The sequence below is a fragment of the Cyclobacterium salsum genome (genome assembly GCF_010119245.1).
Classification (GTDB): Bacteria; Bacteroidota; Bacteroidia; order Cytophagales; family Cyclobacteriaceae; genus Cyclobacterium; species Cyclobacterium salsum.
The window spans coordinates 186,522-204,220 of record NZ_WNKG01000002.1 but is presented as its reverse complement, the minus strand read 5'-3'; the positions used below and the strand labels follow the sequence as shown (position 1 = coordinate 204,220).

Annotated in this window: 11 protein-coding genes; 4 read left to right on the top strand and 7 right to left on the bottom strand. The window is 44.6% G+C overall.

The window, feature by feature from the left end; genetic code table 11:
• Positions 1 to 9 precede the first annotated feature (9 nt).
• The 3 genes from GJS45_RS03755 to GJS45_RS03745 all read right to left on the bottom strand — a co-directional run bounded on the left by GJS45_RS03755 (position 10) and on the right by GJS45_RS03745 (position 8,913).
• Complete coding sequence (locus GJS45_RS03755) at positions 10 to 3,282, bottom strand: SusC/RagA family TonB-linked outer membrane protein (RefSeq protein WP_162340129.1); 3,273 nt, start codon at positions 3,280 to 3,282, stop codon at positions 10 to 12.
• Between the two features lie 556 nt (positions 3,283 to 3,838).
• Complete coding sequence (locus GJS45_RS03750) at positions 3,839 to 5,614, bottom strand: RagB/SusD family nutrient uptake outer membrane protein (RefSeq protein WP_162340128.1); 1,776 nt, start codon at positions 5,612 to 5,614, stop codon at positions 3,839 to 3,841.
• Positions 5,615 to 5,634: 20 nt separating this feature from the next.
• Entirely contained in the window at positions 5,635 to 8,913 is a 3,279-nt protein-coding gene (locus tag GJS45_RS03745) for a SusC/RagA family TonB-linked outer membrane protein (RefSeq protein WP_235954577.1), read from the bottom strand.
• A gap of 672 nt (positions 8,914 to 9,585) precedes the next feature.
• Between GJS45_RS03745 and GJS45_RS03740 the strand changes: the two genes are divergently transcribed.
• From GJS45_RS03740 to GJS45_RS03725, 4 genes are all read left to right on the top strand, one after another.
• On the top strand, positions 9,586 to 10,299 hold the full coding sequence (locus GJS45_RS03740; RefSeq protein WP_162340127.1) for an NUDIX hydrolase: 714 nt from the start codon (positions 9,586 to 9,588) through the stop codon (positions 10,297 to 10,299).
• Positions 10,274 to 10,687, top strand: coding sequence for a hypothetical protein (locus GJS45_RS03735; protein ID WP_162340126.1), 414 nt, complete (start codon positions 10,274 to 10,276; stop codon positions 10,685 to 10,687). The genes GJS45_RS03740 and GJS45_RS03735 overlap by 26 nt, the downstream gene beginning before the upstream one ends.
• Complete coding sequence (locus GJS45_RS03730; protein WP_162340125.1) at positions 10,684 to 11,196, top strand: DUF1905 domain-containing protein; 513 nt, start codon at positions 10,684 to 10,686, stop codon at positions 11,194 to 11,196. Before GJS45_RS03735 ends, GJS45_RS03730 begins: the two co-directional genes overlap by 4 nt.
• 168 nt (positions 11,197 to 11,364) lie before the next feature.
• Entirely contained in the window at positions 11,365 to 11,802 is a 438-nt protein-coding gene (locus GJS45_RS03725) for a DUF6526 family protein (protein ID WP_162340124.1), read from the top strand.
• Positions 11,803 to 11,846: 44 nt separating this feature from the next.
• Here GJS45_RS03725 and GJS45_RS03720 read toward each other — a convergent pair whose 3' ends face one another.
• The 4 genes from GJS45_RS03720 to GJS45_RS03705 all read right to left on the bottom strand — a co-directional run bounded on the left by GJS45_RS03720 (position 11,847) and on the right by GJS45_RS03705 (position 17,512).
• Positions 11,847 to 14,021: a bifunctional alpha,alpha-trehalose-phosphate synthase (UDP-forming)/trehalose-phosphatase gene (locus tag GJS45_RS03720; RefSeq protein WP_162340123.1), complete on the bottom strand. Its 2,175-nt coding sequence runs from the start codon at positions 14,019 to 14,021 to the stop codon at positions 11,847 to 11,849.
• A 146-nt stretch (positions 14,022 to 14,167) separates the two neighbouring features.
• Positions 14,168 to 14,527 carry a hypothetical protein gene (locus GJS45_RS03715; protein ID WP_162340122.1) on the bottom strand — a complete coding sequence of 120 codons (360 nt, stop codon included), beginning with the start codon at positions 14,525 to 14,527 and terminating at the stop codon, positions 14,168 to 14,170.
• Between the two features lies 1 nt (position 14,528).
• Positions 14,529 to 16,940 (bottom strand): penicillin acylase family protein, encoded by a 2,412-nt coding sequence (locus GJS45_RS03710; protein ID WP_162340121.1) that lies wholly within the window; start codon positions 16,938 to 16,940, stop codon positions 14,529 to 14,531.
• Entirely contained in the window at positions 16,937 to 17,512 is a 576-nt protein-coding gene (locus GJS45_RS03705; RefSeq protein ID WP_162340120.1) for a DUF2911 domain-containing protein, read from the bottom strand. The genes GJS45_RS03710 and GJS45_RS03705 overlap by 4 nt, the downstream gene beginning before the upstream one ends.
• Positions 17,513 to 17,699: the final 187 nt, after the last annotated feature.

Here is a 17,699-nt window from a genome sequence, read left to right as displayed (position 1 = left end):
GGTTTTTTATTAGAAGGTTATTCTCGCACCTAGCGTGTACACACGTTGCATCGGGTACTCAATAGCTCCTGAATAAATGGACTCAGGATCCAAGGGCTTACGTATAGGAGAATATTCCCAAAGATTCATGCCCGCAAAGTAAATGTTGGCATTTTGAAAACCGATCGTTTCCATCCAACTAAGGGGCAGATTATAACTCAAGTTGACATTTTTCAAACGTACATAGGCTGCATTCTGCAAAAACCGTGTTTGAGGCTGGATATTCTTTTTATCATTGGTAGAGATATGAGGATGGGCAAAATAAGCATCCCTGTTATCTTCAGACCAGGAATCGGTGATAAAATATTTCTCCACGTGCCCGGCGTTGAAAGGGAAAAACCAGGTCCAGTTGCCTGAGGTTGGCCAGTGGTCCCTTCTCCCTACTCCCTGGAAGAACAAATTCAAGTTGAAATTTCTCCATTGCAGGTTATTGTTGACACCGAAACTATATCTTGGTGTATTATTTCCTATCACCCTTCTGTCTCCCGGCTCGGAAAGCGTGTTGTTACCTGGTGAAATCACACCATCGTTATTCAGGTCCGCATATTGGATGTCTCCTGGTCTCCAGTTGGCTCCCAAGCGGGACTGATCGGCATGGTTATCTACCGCTTCTTCCGTCTGGAATATACCAACGGTTTCATAGCCCCAGATTTCTCCCAATTGTTGGCCTTCATAATACTGATTAATCACTCCCTCGGGATTGATAAACCTGGTAATCTCAGCCGTCCAATCTGACAAGGCCAGGGTAATGTCATAATTCAAGTCGTCTCTGACCTGGTCCCTCCAGGTTAATGCCAGTTCCCAGCCAGTAGTCTTAAGGTCAGCCGCATTGGATTGTGGCGCACCAGTTCCCAATATGGATGGGTATTGTTGCCTCATCAGCATATCTTTGGTTTCCCTCGAAAATACATCAAAAGAGGCATCAATTTTACCGCCAAATAAGGTGAAGTCAAGACCAACATTCTGAGATACAACCGTTTCCCAGGTCAAGGTCGGACTTACCAATCCGGCAGGAGACACATAAGGTGTTCGCTGACCGGCACTCATCATATAAGGAGATTGACCGGTTCCCATGGTAGGAATATAGGGGTAAAAATTATTACCTAATAATTGATTACCTAAGGTTCCATAGGAAGCTCTTATTTTCAATTCGTCCATCCAGCTGCTGGTTCCCGCCATCCAGTTTTCATTCGAAAGTCTCCATCCTGCAGAGAAAGAAGGGAAGAAACCAAAACGACTGTCCTGAGGAAAACGAGAAGTACCGTCATACCGCCCATTGGCTTCCAGTAGGAATCGTTCGTCAAAAATATAGTTTACCCGGTAAAAGGCTCCCCTCAACGAAACATGACTACTGCTTCCTGCTGTTTGCTGCATCCCAATGGTGGCATTTAAATCCGTAATTAGGGGAGTAAGCAAGGTATTGGCTTGTGATCGGACGAATTTATTCTGACCCCACTCCTGATTAAAACCAATCATGGTTTTCAGATTGTGTATTTCCGGAAGTGGAACTTGGTAATCCGCATAGGCATTGAAAACATAATACTGGTTATAAGTATTTCTTTCATCGATGAAATCGTTACCGCTGAAACCATTACTAATCATTTGATCGGCCAGGAGGTTGTTGTCGACAATATCAATTTTGCTGGCTACTTCCTGCTGTGTTCTGTGAAAGAAATTATACGAGAAATTAGACTTAATCGTAAGGCCTTCCGCTGGCGTGAGCGTTGCTCCCTGCGTCAACCAAATATCGTTATTTGTCCAGGTATTTCTTCCTCCATCTTCCAGATAGGGCCAGAAATTAGTTCCGCCAAAATACATCCCAATGTATTGTTCGTACTGCTCTCGGTCACCTGGCTCTATGTAGTGAGGCAAATCAGGAAATTGAATGGGCATAATTGGATTTACCCTCGCCAGTGAGTTGATATTCACATCCCAGTTGTAGAAATAAGGTTTGTCAGTCTGCTGAGAGTTGATCACGATTTTCTCATCAAGGGTCAACCAATCTGTTATTTTAAATTCCCCTTTCATCAGGATGTTGTATCGCTTGAAATTTTCATTGCGCTCTGAATCCAGGTACCCATCCTTATTCAAGTGACCAAAGGAAACGAAATAATTCGAATTTTCTGAACCCCCTGAAATGGATAAATCATGCTGTTGCGTGGGAGCAAAGTCCGTCATGATATTGTTCTGGTAATTGTTAAAACCGTAAAAACGAAGGTTTCCATCTACCACGCCCCATTCGTTTTCGGGGATTGGGTTTTCAGACCATCTGCGAGTGCCTTCCACCATGTCATCATCAAAACTAGGCACGCCGTTAGTTCGAATATTCGCAGTGTTTCTGGCATTTACAAAATCATGCGGATCCGTGACCGGATCCATATTGAAGATCGGTTTGGCTAATGAAAACTGGCTATTTAAGGATACTCTTACTTTACCGGCTTTTCCGCTTTTAGTAGTGACCAAAACAACTCCAAATGCAGCCCGGGCACCGTAAACGGCAGCGGCGGAAGCATCTTTTAGTACGGATACACTCTCAATATCATTGGGATTGATCCTGTTTAGGTCCATGGGAACGTTATCCACCAAAATCAAAGGAGAACCCCCATTGATGGATTGAAATCCACGAATATTGAAAGACGGACTCTGCGAGGGATCTCCGTTTTGGGGGGTAATGTTCAGGTTGGGAATTACCCCTTGCAGCCCTTCTGCCACATTCGCAATCGGCCTGCTTTCGAGTCGCTCACTAGTAGCTACCCCAACAGCTCCTGTTAGGTTTACTTTCTCCTGCGTACCATATCCAACGACCACCACTTCATCCAATGCTTGCGCACTTTCTACCAAGGTGACATCAATGGTTTGCTGGTTTCCGACTTCTACGGTCTTACTTTCAAAGCCAATAAAAGAGAATACCAGGGAGACTCCTTCCGGTACGGTCACGGAATATTTTCCATCCAGATCCGTCGCCGTACCTACGGAGGTACCCGGAACGGATACGGTAGCACCGGGTATGGGTTGCCCATTTTGGTCCGTCACGGTCCCGGATACGGTGATATCAAATTCATTTTGGGTTTTCTCCACGCTGCTGATGGAGGCTCTGTCTGGCACATTCACTGCCACATTCTCTAGATTCCTGTCTAATTGCTGTTCCTGCGCCATCAGGCTGCCGGATACCAGGTAAAACAGGATTGCCGCCAGGCATGAAATCGATTTCACCAGGCGACAATTAAGTACTTGTTTTTTCATAATGGATTGTTGTTAATTGAGTTTGAAATCCCGGAATGGAAGTCATTCCAGCATTTTACTTTAATTGGATAAGTTAAAACTTTTCTTGCTTTTTTTCCATAGGCATTTAGGTTAAATATGAAACATATGTCCGCAATTAGGTGATAATCTTCGCGGATCTATTCTATTTTCAACGAAAAATAATTTAGATAATAGAAACTAACTATTAAACTAAGTCATTTATCATGTCAGAATACCATATATCTAGGTTTTTCACCTATCATCTTCAAGTCTAAAGAAATATCCAATAAATAAAAAGGAAAAATAGGACTTTTTTTATTTGGTGAAGGGAATTGCACTTAAACAGGATCAACCATCACTTATTTTTTCGAAATTATATTGCTGCAAAATGTAATTTTTAGAAATAATATAGGAAAAATCTAATCTTATTATCTTTAAAAACACGAAAAAATAAAACCACCTTAATTTAAAACTACATAAAAAAAGCCTGCCCAAACTTCTATCGTCTGGACAGGCTTATACCCCTAAAATGTAATTAATTAAACCTCAGCACTTATCAGTTATAACCAGGGTTTTGTTCCAATTGCGGGTTTTGTGCTAAATCATCTAATGGTAGCGGCCATAAATAATGCTTGCCTTCATCAAATACAGGATCAGCCCAATCCGTGCCTTTGTACACATCAATGTAGGTATTTCCACTCATAGGATCCACACTGGTCTGTATGGCGGCACCGGCATATCTGGCTTCTGCATCCGCGGTCCATCGGATACCCAAATCAGGACTCTCCAGTTTTTTACCCTGCTTCCAGCGCTTCAGGTCATTATATCGAAAACCTTCCAAAAACAATTCTACCCTTCTCTCTCTCCTGATCTCCACAAGTAAGGAAGATATTCCGTCAGTTGCATATCGGGGATCCATGGGAGGATTTAAGTCAAGGTGAGGCATTCCAACCCGGTCACGCAAAAGATTGATACTCATATCCAAGTCTGCCTGGGTAATTTCACCCAATTCCGCCACGGCCTCGGCATAATTTAGTAGTACTTCCCCATACCGAAGAATGATTCCCGGAGTTTCGGCAGTATTGTAAGCCTTACCAATCATATCGTCTGCATTGTAATGCTTGATGATATGGTAGCCGGTAGTCGTAGTATAGCCACCAGGCATGCCTACAATTCGGGGGTATTCCCTTCCATCATTCACATGGTACTTATACTTTTCAGTATCCTCCGGGTGCAGGATGGACTGCCTTAAACGAGGATCCCGGTTTTCGAAAACATCCTCGATGGTTTCATCCCCCCGATATAGCGGAGATAAAGAAATAGGTAAGCCATCTGCTGCCAGGTAGTCTTCTACCAGACTTCTGGTAGCGCCACCTGTATAACTGAAATAACTTTGCACGTGATTGGTGTAAATACCCAATTGGTATCTTCTCCACACCATCACCTCAGGGTTTCCACTTACGTCTAAAACCCGGTGATAGGCATTGTAGTCATTTTCGGTATCACCGGTACTGTAAACGTCATAGGGGCTGTTATCGATCACTTCTTTGGCCGCTTCTGCCGCTTTTCTAAGCCACACTTCGGGGTTTGATCCGCCATGGTACTTTCTCCAGGTACCTTCAAACAAACATACCCGCGCCATCACTGCCAGGGCTGCCCATCGATTCAGGCGACCGGGTTCATTGCCATCGCCCCAATCATTGGGAATATGTGTCGTGGCAAATTCCAGGTCGGCCAACACCTTGTCCATGGCCTCCTCTCGTGGCGTTCTGGCAGCAAATAGCTCTTCATCGTCAATGTTGAGCTCCTTTTCCACCCAGGGAACATCTCCGAATTTCTGGACTTTTTCAGCGTAAAACCAGGCCCTGAAAAGTCGCGCTTCTCCTATGTACTTGTTTCGAGCTTCTTCAGAAATGGACGCCTTTCCGTAATTTTCAAGACCTATATTTATGGCCCGAACAAAATTCCAACCACTATAGCCAAACCACTGGGCATCGTTAGGAACAATTTGTCTCCCGGCTCTTACCTGTTGGAAAAACAAATGCCGCTCATGCCTGGGAGCAAGGTTATCGGCAAATTCATCCTGAAAATAGTAACTCCAGGCTAAACTATTAAAACCTTCATGATGCGCCATCATGATGGGTACCTCATTATCATTTAAAGCCATGTGATAGAGGGTATTGTTATACGTGGCCAGGTCATTTTCTGTATTCCAGAACGTTTCATTGCTTACCTCATCCAAAGGAAAGCGTTCCAGGAAATCGTCATTGCAAGCAGTAAACAGGCATGCCATCAGACACACGATGCTACCGATATATATATTGCTTTTCATAGAAATTTCAGTTTTTAAAATTAGAAGGTTATTCTCGCTCCGATGGTATAATTCCGTTGCATCGGATATTCTATCGCTCCGGCATAAATGGATTCAGGATCCAATGGCTTCCGGATAGGAGAATATTCCCAAAGATTCATCCCTGCAAAATAGATATTGGCTTCTTGAAAGCCGATCGCTGACATCCAACCGGCGGGCAGATTATAGCCCAAGTTGACATTTTTAAGGCGTATGTACGCGGCGTTCTGCAAAAATCGGGTCTGGGGCTGAATATTCTTTTTATCATTGGTGGAGATATGGGGATGGGCGAAATAGGCATCCCGATTATCTTCAGACCAGGAATCGGTGATGAAATATTTTTCCACATGACCCGCGTTGAAAGGGAAAAACCAGGTCCAGTTTCCGGAGGTTGGCCAATGGTCCCTTCTCCCTACTCCCTGGAAGAATAAGTTCAAGTTGAAGTTCCGCCATTGCAGGTTATTATTGACGCCGAAGCTATAGCGAGGAGTATTGTTTCCAATGATTCTTCTGTCTCCAGGTTCTGAAAGCGTGTTATTACCCGGTGAAATCACCCCATCATCGTTAAGGTCCGCATATTGAATATCTCCAGGTCTCCAGTTGGCTCCCAGGCGAGACTGATCGGCATGATTATCCACCGCTTCTTCCGTCTGGAAAATCCCCACCGTCTCGTAACCCCAAATTTCGCCCAATTGTTGACCTACATAATACTGGTTGATCACTCCCTCGGGATTGATAAATCTGGTTATTTCTGCCGTCCAGTCTGACAAGGCCAGGGTGACGTCATAATTCAGGTCGTCTCTGACCTGGTCTCTCCAGGTTAATGCCAGTTCCCAGCCGGTAGTCTTAAGATCAGCCGCATTGGACTGTGGTGCTCCTGTTCCCAAAATAGAAGGGTATTGCTGCCTCATCAGCATATCTTTGGTTTCTCTCGAAAACACATCAAAGGAGGCATCAATTTTACCACCAAATAAAGTGAAATCAAGACCAATATTCTGAGATACAACTGTTTCCCAAGTCAAGGTCGGACTTACCAATCCAGCAGGAGATACAAACGGTGTTCGCTGCCCGGCGTTCATCATATAGGGTGATTGGCCGGTTCCCATAGTAGGAATATAGGGGTAATAGTTGTTACCCAATAGTTGGTTACCCAACGTTCCGTAAGAAGCCCGGATTTTCAGTTCATCCATCCAGTTGCTGGTACCCGCCATCCAGTTTTCATTCGAGATTCTCCAACCTGCAGAAAAAGAGGGGAAGAAACCGAATCGACTATCTTGAGGAAAACGCGAAGTACCGTCATATCGGCCATTGGCTTCCAGCAGAAATCTTTCATCGAAAATATAGTTTACCCGATAAAAGGCACCTCTTAAGGAAACATGACTACTACTTCCTGAAGTTTGCTGCAGTCCTGTGGTGGCATTCAAATCGGTAATCAAAGGAGTAAGCAGTGTATTTGCCTGCGCCCTAATGTACTTGTTTTGTCCCCACTCCTGATTAAAACCAATCATAGTATTCAGGCTGTGAATTTCCGGCAAAGAAAACTGATAATCTGCGAAGGCATTAAAGACGTAGTATTGATTGTAATTGCTCTGCTCATCAATAAAATCATTGCCACTAAAGCCATTACTGATCAAGTTGGCGGCTAGCAGATTGTTATCGACAATCTCTACTTTACTCGCCACATTCTGCTCACTTCGGTGGAAGAAATTATACGAGAAATTAGACTTTATCGTAAGGCCTTTAACAGGCGTAAGCGTAGCGCCCTGAGTCATCCAAATATCATTGTTGGTCCAGGTAGACCTTCCTCCATCTTCCAGATAAGGCCAGAAATTGGTGCCGCCGAAATACATGCCGATATACGGTTCGTATTGGCTCCGATCACCCTGCTGGACGTAAAATGGAAGGTCAGGAAACTGAATCGGCATAGTGGGGTTCACCCTTGCCAGGGAATTGATATTCACATCCCAGTTGTAAAAAAAGGGTTTGTCACTCTGCTGGGAATTGATCACCAGTTTTTCGTCCAGGGTCAACCAATCCGTTACCTTGAATTCACCCTTCATCAGGATGTTGTACCGCTTGAAGTTTTCATTGCGGTCTGAGTCCAGGTACCCATCTTTATTGAGGTGGCCAAACGAAACAAAATAGTTTGAGTTTTCGGATCCTCCAGAAATGGACAAGTCATGCTGCTGCGTGGGTGCGAAATCAGTCATGATATTGTTCTGGTAATTGTTATATCCGTAAAAACGGAGGTTTCCATCTACCACACCCCATTCGTTTTCCGGGATTGGGTTTTCAGACCATCTACGAGTTCCCTCCACCATGTCATCATCGAAACTAGGTACCCCATTGGTTCGAATATTTGCTATATTTCGTGCATTTACAAAGTCATGCGGGTCGGTGACCGGATCCATATTAAAGATCGGCTTGGCTAGTGAAAACTGGCTATTTAAGGACACTCTTACTTTACCGGCTTTCCCGCTTTTGGTAGTGACCAACACCACCCCAAAAGCGGCGCGAGCACCATAAACGGCAGCTGCGGCCGCATCCTTCAACACGGATACACTTTCGATATCATTGGGGTTAATTCTGTTTAAGTCCATGGGAACATTATCCACCAGAATCAGTGGGGAACCTCCATTTATCGACTGAAATCCACGAATATTAAACGAAGGGCTTTGAGAAGGATCTCCATTTCTGGGAGCAATGTTCAGGTTAGGGATTACGCCTTGCAATCCTTCTGCTACATTGGCAATCGGTCTATTCTGCAGACGCTCGCTGGTCGCTACCCCCACCGCACCAGTCAGGTTTACTTTTTGCTGGGTACCGTACCCTACGACCACCACTTCATCCAATGCTTGCGCACTTTCTGCCAGTGTTATATTTATGGTCTGCTGGTTTCCCACTGTTATCGTCTGACTTTCAAAGCCAATAAAAGAGAATACCAGCGAGGATCCATCCGGTACTGTAATGGAGTATTTTCCATCCAGGTCAGTGGCAGTGCCTATTGAAGTTCCCGGAACAGATACAGTAGCTCCAGGGATAGGTTGGCCGTTTTCGTCCACAACGGTACCAGAAACGATTACCTCTACCAGAGATTTTGAAACGACAACTGATTTTGGCGAGGAGGAAATAAATTTGGTTGAAACAACGGCAAGTGCCGTATTGTTTTGCAATGCATTTTGAATTTGAGCCTCAGTCTTAAAGTTAAGAAAAATGAGACATACCATAAGACACAGCGGGATAAACCCCACCATGTCATGGGTTCGTAATTTTACTTTCATAAATGGATTTATTATAAATTGAATTGATAATTGTGAGGTAAAGTGTTTACCTGGGGCGGGCAAGAATTAGTTCTTTTTTTTAACCATCGTTTTAACACCTGGAAATTAATTCCACCAATTTTAAATTACTTTTTAAACTAACAAAAAAAATACTCTAGACTATTTGCTGGTAATACCAAACAGAATATTTTATGCAATTTAATTAAAAATTAAAATTATTATTCTAAAAAATACATTTAGATTACCATCTAATTCTATATTCAATAAATATAACATGTTTTTTAATTACTTCTTAAAATAAAAATAATTTTTATTTTCAAATGCTTGTTTTAAATTAAAACCGCTACTTTCGACCCCTGCACGAAAGGTTACGCATTAGTCCATTCGCGGTTGCTTTAGTAATGCTAATAGGAAAATCAAAAGTCCTAATGTGCTAATAAAGTAATTACCTAATCAAAATTGAATCTTACAAAAAGTAGAGAAGCATTTTCTGTTTAAAAAAAATATTAAGTAAATATGTGGTTGTCTATATGAAAACAGGGATGAAAATTTTCTTTTATTTGCCCAAATCATTCAGTTTATTTACAATAAAGTATGTTTCGCCGGCGCAGGTCATCTTAGTAATAAATGCTTCTTGGGTACCTGCGTTTGAGTAAAAATTTAGAACACAAAATGATCAAATACTCTAATCAAACCAGAATTTTAGTTGCCGTGGATTGCATCATTGTCGGGTTTGATGGTCAAGACTACAAATTATTACTGGTTCAGCGTGGGTTTGCGCCGGAAAAAGAAAAGTGGAGCCTCATGGGCGGGTTTCTCCAGCCCACAGAATCCCTTGATGAAGCGGCCACGCGAATCCTAAAACAGCTAACCGGATTGGAAAACGTATATTTGGATCAAATGCATGCGTTTAGCCGTCCGGATCGAGACCCGGTGGAGCGAGTGGTGGGTGTCGTATACATGGCCCTGATCGATATCGAAAAATACGAAAAGCAAATCAACGACGATTTCCATGCCCGCTGGTTTTTGATGAAAGAATTACCCCAACTGATTTTTGACCATGAGGAAATGGTGCAGATGGCACTTAATCGCCTCCGTTATAAAGCATCGCTTCACCCTATCTTATTTGAATTGCTTCCGGAGAAGTTTACCTTGCCTCAGCTGCAGGCCTTGTACGAAGGACTCTTCGACACCAAGATAGACAAACGGAATTTTACTCGGAAACTGTTGTCTAGCAACATCCTGAAAAAGAAAAAAGAAAAGGATAAATCTACTTCAAAAAAAGGGGCCTATTTCTATTCACTTAACGAGGCCATCTATAAAGACAATGGTCAAAATTTGCTAAACCTGATCCCTAAAAATGAAATGCCTGCCGCTATGGAATAAATTCCCCTTCTTCTCCCGGGAAAGATCCGGTGCTGTTTCATCCGGCACCTCTCTGCTATTGTTTTGGGGCTGTGTAGGGGCCATTACCTTTATGGCGTCAGGACTATTTGCCCAAAACCAGGAAATTAGTGGGGCCTGGAGAGGAGAACTGGATTTGGGTATCCAAAAACTTCCATTAGTTCTTCATTTCCAAGTCCTGGAGGCGATGGAAAAGGATTTATTTGAAATACATCGTTTTGAAAATCTGAACCATTTGTTTCAAACGGCTCCAACCGGAGCCGTGTCCGAATACGGCGAAATCGAGGAAACCATGCACGAGCCGATGATGGAAAAGCTCGCAACCTGGATACTTCAAGGGTCGGCAAATCAACCGCTCACTTCCCCATGAAACACGCCTTTCAGAGCAAGTTGAAAAACTTTCACTCGGACTTGTGGCAATATCACCTGCCCGTTCCGGAGGAAGTGGTCCGTGAGCTCACGCGGGAAGGAAATAAACGAATCATTTGCACGCTAAATGATAGCCATACCTTTTCGGCAGCCTTGATGAAATGCCAGGATTATTGGTTTGTCTTGGTCAACAAAAAGATAAAAACAACCCTTCGTTTAAATCCCGAATCACTGGTGCAGGTAAGTTTAACGTCAGATTTTTCGGAGTTTGGTCATTCCCTTCCCGAACCCCTGCAACTCCTATTGGAGCAGGATGAACTATTTAGCAAGCATTTTTATGCACTCACGAAAGGAAAACAACGAAGTTTAGTCTACCTAACCGGAAAGGTGAAAAATCCGCAAAGCCAGTTGAACAAGGCCCTGGCCATCATGACCCATTTAAAGGAAACGGGCGGAGAGCTAAATTTTAAACAATTGAATGAGAAAATCATTTATTTTAATAACCTTTAAAATTTGGTTATTATGACAGGATTGAAACAAATGACTGCTTCGACACTTGCTTGCCTGGTTTGACAAGTTTTCATTTTCCTAATGACCGCTTTTAAATCCAAATCGAACTGATTACTGCCTTAGAATTCCTATTTTTGCGATCAATCAAACAGGCAACTTTTAACTACTATGCAAAACTACGCCAACCATAGCCGATATTACCCGCTGCACCATTATGTCGTGGCTCCGCTTACGCTGATTTTACTCTCCTGGTCTTTCTGGAACCTGGCAGAAGCATTTGCAGCGGGTGGGGATTGGCTGAATAGCCTTTACCTGGCTTTAGGAGCGGTGGTCCTTTTTTTGCTGCCCGTCATATCCCGAATATATGCATTGAAAAATCAAAACCGCATCATCCGGCTGGAAATGAGGTTGCGGTATTTCCAGCTTTCGGGCAAACCATTTTTGCACCTGGAAAAGAAATTGAAAATGAAGCAACTCATTGCCCTGCGCTTTGCCGGAAGTAAGGAACTCATCCCACTGATAGACCGGGCTATTCAAGAAAACCTAAGCCCCAGAGAAATAAAAAGAGCCATCCAAGACTGGCAAGGAGATTACATGCGGGTTTAAACGCCAATGGCATCCTCAATCGGGATACCATTGGAGACAGCCGGTTAATCAATCAACTTCTTCAACAATACGCGGACCTCTTTAGGGTTCTTGATGTTGTAATTTGCCTGCGTGTAGGCGTAACCTACCCGTATGGTGTAGGCATTTTTGGGCATGGCTTTAAAGGTGTCTTCATCTGTCCAATCATCTCCCAGGGCCATCACAAAATCGTACTCTTCGCCTCTCATCATGGACAAAGCGGCACGACCTTTATTGATGTCGGGCCTTTTGATTTCCAAAACCATGTTTCCTTCCAGCACTTGCAAATTGTGGCCCCTGGCCATGTATTTAAGGTGACTGAATAACTCTCTCATTCGCAGGTCGCCCAGGCCGCTCTCCACCTTCCGGTAATGCCAAACCAGGGAATGGTGTTTTTCTTCGATGAAGGCTCCCGGAGTTCTCAGTACATAATATTCCATTACCTGTCGGATATCTTCTTTCCAGCTATCATCTACATCTGCATACAAGGACCATTCCTCCGGCTGGTCCTTCTTTTTGAGCCAAACGCCATGTTCGGCAATCATATCTACGTGTTGGCCTTTAAACCATTTGCCTAAGGTCTCCTTATCCCGTCCACTGATAATGACCACCTGACATACCTTGGAGAGCGTGGCGACCAGGGACTTCAGCTCCTCGTCGGGAAAAGCATCCTGCGGACGACTTTTGAATCCTACTAACGTCCCGTCATAATCCAAGAAAACGATGGGCCGCTTAGCGGCTTTAAATGAGTCGACTAATTGCCCCACAATTTTAGGATCCAGGGATTTGGATTCCAACTCGGTTTGTTTTTCCTTGACGTGTGTCAGCCGGTCCATAAATACCTTTACCCACTGAAAAATATCGTATTTTTTCAGGCTGGATTGCATGGAACTTATCCGTAACTCTTGCTCTTCTTCGTCCATGGAAAGGGCTTCTACAATGGCGCTTACAACCCCTTCCTGATTGTTTGGGTTCACAAGTATGGCATCTACCAGCTCTTTACTGGCACCAGCCATTTCCGAAAGGATTAGCACTCCTTTTTTATGGGTTTTACTGGCCACAAATTCCTTACATACCAAATTCATCCCATCCCTCAGCGGGGTGACAAGTGCGATATCTGACATGGTATAGAAGGCACTTAACTCATTGAATGGAAAACTCCTGTAGAAATAATGTACCGGCACCCAATTTAGGGTGGAGAACTTACTGTTGATCCCCCCTACCAGGGTATCGATTTCCTCCTTCAGTACCTGGTATGATTTTACTTTATCCCGGGAAGGCACCACTACCATGATCATGGAAACCTTGCCATGGAATTCCGGATGGTCTTCCAATAATTGGGTAAAAGCCTTGATACGTTGAGGAATTCCTTTGGAATAATCCAACCGGTCAATGGTGATCAATAACTTCTGATCCCCCAGCATTTCCTTAAATTTCTTAACGTGGTTCAGCGTCTTTTTACTTTCAGCGGCCTTGGCAAATTTCTCATAATCAATGCCCATGGGAAACGAATCCACATTGATCAACCGGTTATCTGCCTGAATAAACCCACTTTCATTGGAAAGCCCCAGAATACGCCCTACCGCACTGAGGAAATGGCGCATATCGTCATACGTATGGAAACCGATCAAATCGGAACCCACCATCCCTTCTAGCATTTCCTTTCTCCATGGCAACATGCGGATGATCTCGTAGGACGGAAAGGGTATGTGTTGAAAAAAAGCAATGGTCGCATTGGGAAGGTGATTCCGAAGCATCATTGGCAGGAGGAGTAATTGGTAATCGTGGACCCAGATGGTATCATCCGGATTTGCCTTGGCCAATATCGCGTCACAGAATTTCTGATTTACCTGCACATAGGCTTCCCAGTAAGAATCCTCGTAATTGATGTATTGAGTGAAATAATGAAAGGCAGGCCAAATGGTCTCGTTGCTAAACCCTTCGTAATAAAGCTCTACGTCCTTTTTGGTCAAAAAAACGGGTGCCATTTTCAGCTTTTTCAACTCCTCGACAATTTCACTTCGCTGCTCTTCATCGGCTACATCATTCCCAGGCCAGCCTACCCATATATTCTCTCCTTCCTTATAGATGGAACCCAAGCCAGTGGCCAATCCACCTGCACTGGGTTTAAATTCGAACTTGCCATTTTTGTGTTGCAAACTAATGGGCAGTCTATTGGAAACAATAATCGTTTTGGACATGTCTGGCTGTGGGTTGCTTGGTATAAAAAGGTATTTCGGTAAGGTTCGTTAAAAACACTACTAACAGCTTCTAATTTAAGGAAAATGCCTTGATAAAAAAAACCGGATGCGGTATTCCAGCACCAACGCTTTCTACCTGAAAGGCTTTAGTAAAATTGATTTCGCTGGAATAATTTCAACAGTAAATTGCCGGTCAGGGCACTTGATCCACCAATCAAAAAACCCAGCAAGCTGGTAATTCCCACCAGAACAGCACCATTTTCCATCCCCATGATCCTGGCAATCCGTTCGGGAAAATCCGAATCAGTGGCAGACCAAGTGATCAGTGGAACCAGTAGCCAAACCAGGCCAACCCCTAATGCCCCTGCAATAAAGGAATGTAGGGCCGGACCTTTCCAGCCTACGGCAAGTGCCCCAATCAGGATCATGATGACCCAATAAGGAACCAGCCCGCCCAAGGCATAGGCGATCAGTGCATTCAGTAGCAATTGAACGAGTAGACGCATCTTATTCCGGTTTAAAAAGTGTTTTGAAAAGCAATCCTTCCTCCTCCTCCGAATCCTTCAGGTCCATTTTCACATAATCACCTGAAGCCCACTTGTCGATCATATTGTCATAAAAACGGCTCCCTGGATTTCCAGACTGCCCGCCAGGGTAAATACCGAAGGCCTGAATTTCCGGCCCCATTTCCACCACCATTCGCCAACCTGGCCCCCAGTCGTCGCTGGTGGCGTTTACGATGTTTTTCCCGCCCCCTATTGGTATGTTTTTTCTTCCAAATGCCTCCAGATTGGGAATGATGTGTGCCAGGGTAGTACCCTTGTAATCGGCCCAGGTCAGGGAATCCACAGGGGTTCCCAGTGCCTCCATCTCTTCGACCATCCTTTCAAACCCCTTACCAATCCAATGTCCGGACTGTTCTTGCTGCGTCGTGGAGGGGTCATCAAACCAAGGGCCGGAGGGTTCCTGCTGCAGCAAGCGGGAAAGCACGTATTTATTGGGGTAGACTAGGGGCTGTTGGTCCGGGTTCCAGGACCCGAACAAGGCCGATTGCAAATTACGCCACCAGGAAGTAAAAATGGCCGGAGCCGAAATATCCGCTCCCGCATCAAAATCCCAGGACTGTAGGGGGGGTATCCATTTTTGGTTTAGGGGTGTTTGGTAACTGCTATCCAGATTTTCCAGCATATAGGGGAGTATTTCCGAAGCATGCAGGTCAAAATTATCCAATTGAAGGGCCATCATATCTGCTGTCGAAATGGCCTGCATTTCAGATAAACGCGCCTGAATTCTCCGGTTTCGGAAATATTCGAATTCGTTTGCAAAGACATAATAGGGATAGTTTTCGGAAGCAGGGTGCTGATTGGCCGACATGACGAAACCCCGATCCGGATTGAATTCCCGAACCTGATGCTCCTGCGGTATCCAGCCCTGCCACTCAAAATCCGGATCACTGCCATCCATCAGGTATTTTCCCTGTCCAGTCCATTTAATGGGAAATTTTCCCTGAACCGACATAGCGATATTTCCATCGATATCGGCAAAGGCAAAATTCTGCGCGGGAGCAGCATAACTGGCAATGGCTTCTAAAAAATCATCGTGATCTCTTGATTGATTCAGCCGTAGGAAGGTTCGCTGCTCATTGGAGCCCTCAAGCGCGGTCCACTTCAATGCAAAATCGGTGGGCTTCCCCTCCATGAGAAAGTTTCTGTCATACACCACCGGCCCGTAATGCGTATACACCACCGTATCGAGATAATCTTGCTGACCTTTTATTTTGATACGTTCCAATCGGGTGGTGCTCTGAATCCACTGCCCATTGTACAGGTATTCTTTCCGGGACTCGTCTTTAAAAGTTATTTTATACCAGTCTTTTACGTCCCTGTCGGCATTGGTCGTTCCCCAGGCTATTCGTTCGTTAAATCCAATGATGACTCCCAAGGCTCCGGGAAGGCTTGCTCCTTTAACGGAATAATCTGGCGTGCTCAACTGGATCGCATACCAAAGCGAGGGAAGATTCAATGCCAAATGGGGATCATTGGCAAGCATCGCATATCCACTTTCTGTTTTACTTCCGGACACCGCCCAATTATTTGATCCGTATCCGGGTTCTTTATCAGGCAGTACACTGGAAACCAAGCCCGAATCGGGGTAGTTCTGTTGGGGAACAGTAACCGGTTCCCGTTGAAAACCCCAGTTTTCTTTTGACACCACCGGGCGGGTTCCCTCCGGGTACTCCGGAAATAATTGCTGCATCCAGCTTTCGCCAAAAAGATTTCTAAAATTGGAATAGGCCAGATCCCGGTCGCCGGACAAGGTTTCCGCCATGTTCATTAAAAAGATAAGGGTCTTAAACGGGCTCCAGGGTTCGGGCTGGTAGTCCAGCAATTTGTATTCGATGGGAAGGTCACCGGGGGACAAATTCCGTATGTAGGCATTGACCCCGTCAGCGTATGCCTTCATGAGGCTCAAGGTCTCCGGATCCGTTTTTTCCAGGAAGGATAATTTGTTTTCAGCACCAAAACCCAGCCCTTTTCGACGCATTTCCCGGTCGTGATTCAACGCAATTTCCCCCACTACCTCTGATAGCCTGCCTTCGGCTGCACGTACCTGAAATTCCATTTGCCACAGCCTATGGATGGCGGTCACGTAACCTTGCACCCGAAACAAATCAGCCTCATTTTCCGCAAAAATATGAGGTACCAGGTTCGAATCGTATTTCACTTGCACAGGGGCCATTAAGCCTTCCAAATCCAGTTCCTCCATCGGATTTCGATCTTCACTCGTCATATTTTGCCAAAATCCCCGAAAAGGATCAAATATACTGGCAAGGGGAGGCAAACCGGCCAGGTTTATCGATAGCCCTACCGCGATCAGCAAGGTGACCATTAACGAAATAAAGAACCCGATGTATTTCATTCAATCGTGATGGGTAATACCAGTTTTTCCCATTTTACTTCCAAACCATCCGCAACAACCTCAATGGACAGCCATTCCTGGCTTTCGTTGGCCCAGGTAGGAGTTACCTCAACCCGTAATACGTCTTTTTCCTCGTCATATTGGAAATGCCCGTGCTCCAGGTCCCATTCAGCGTTAAAGATGACGGTCCAGGGATCGTTGGCTCTGGGAATGGTAAAAAGAGAATATTTTCCTGGAGCCAATGGCTCCCCTTCTATTAGTACCTCCTCTTCCAGCGTGATATAGGTAGCCTCATTGGCTCCCGTCCGCCACACTTCTTCGTAGGGCACCAGGTCATCCCAGATTTCCCGGCCTTTGATGCCAGGTGAACCGTATTGCACCTTTATGGATTTATCCCCGATTTCTCCGGAGGTGGTTTTCAGTGGACTGGCTCGCTCTTCTTCAGAAGCGGACTCCATGGTCGCATCCGCTTCCGAACCGGCATTATTCGTTGAAGGTCCGGAACAGGACCAAATGAAAAATAGCAGAAATGAGCCAAATAGGTGATAAAAATTCTTTATCGTCGTACACATGGATAACCTTGTTTAATTTTATTCTAATTTATGTATTTTTTTCTGCCCTGCCATATTCATTTACCAGAATAATGCAGCAAAATGGAAGCGATATTCGAATATCCCCTACGAAAAGGTAGTACATTTGGGGAATCAGACCAGTATCCGGTCGCAGAATGGAAGCCATACTCGAAGTCCATTTTGGGAT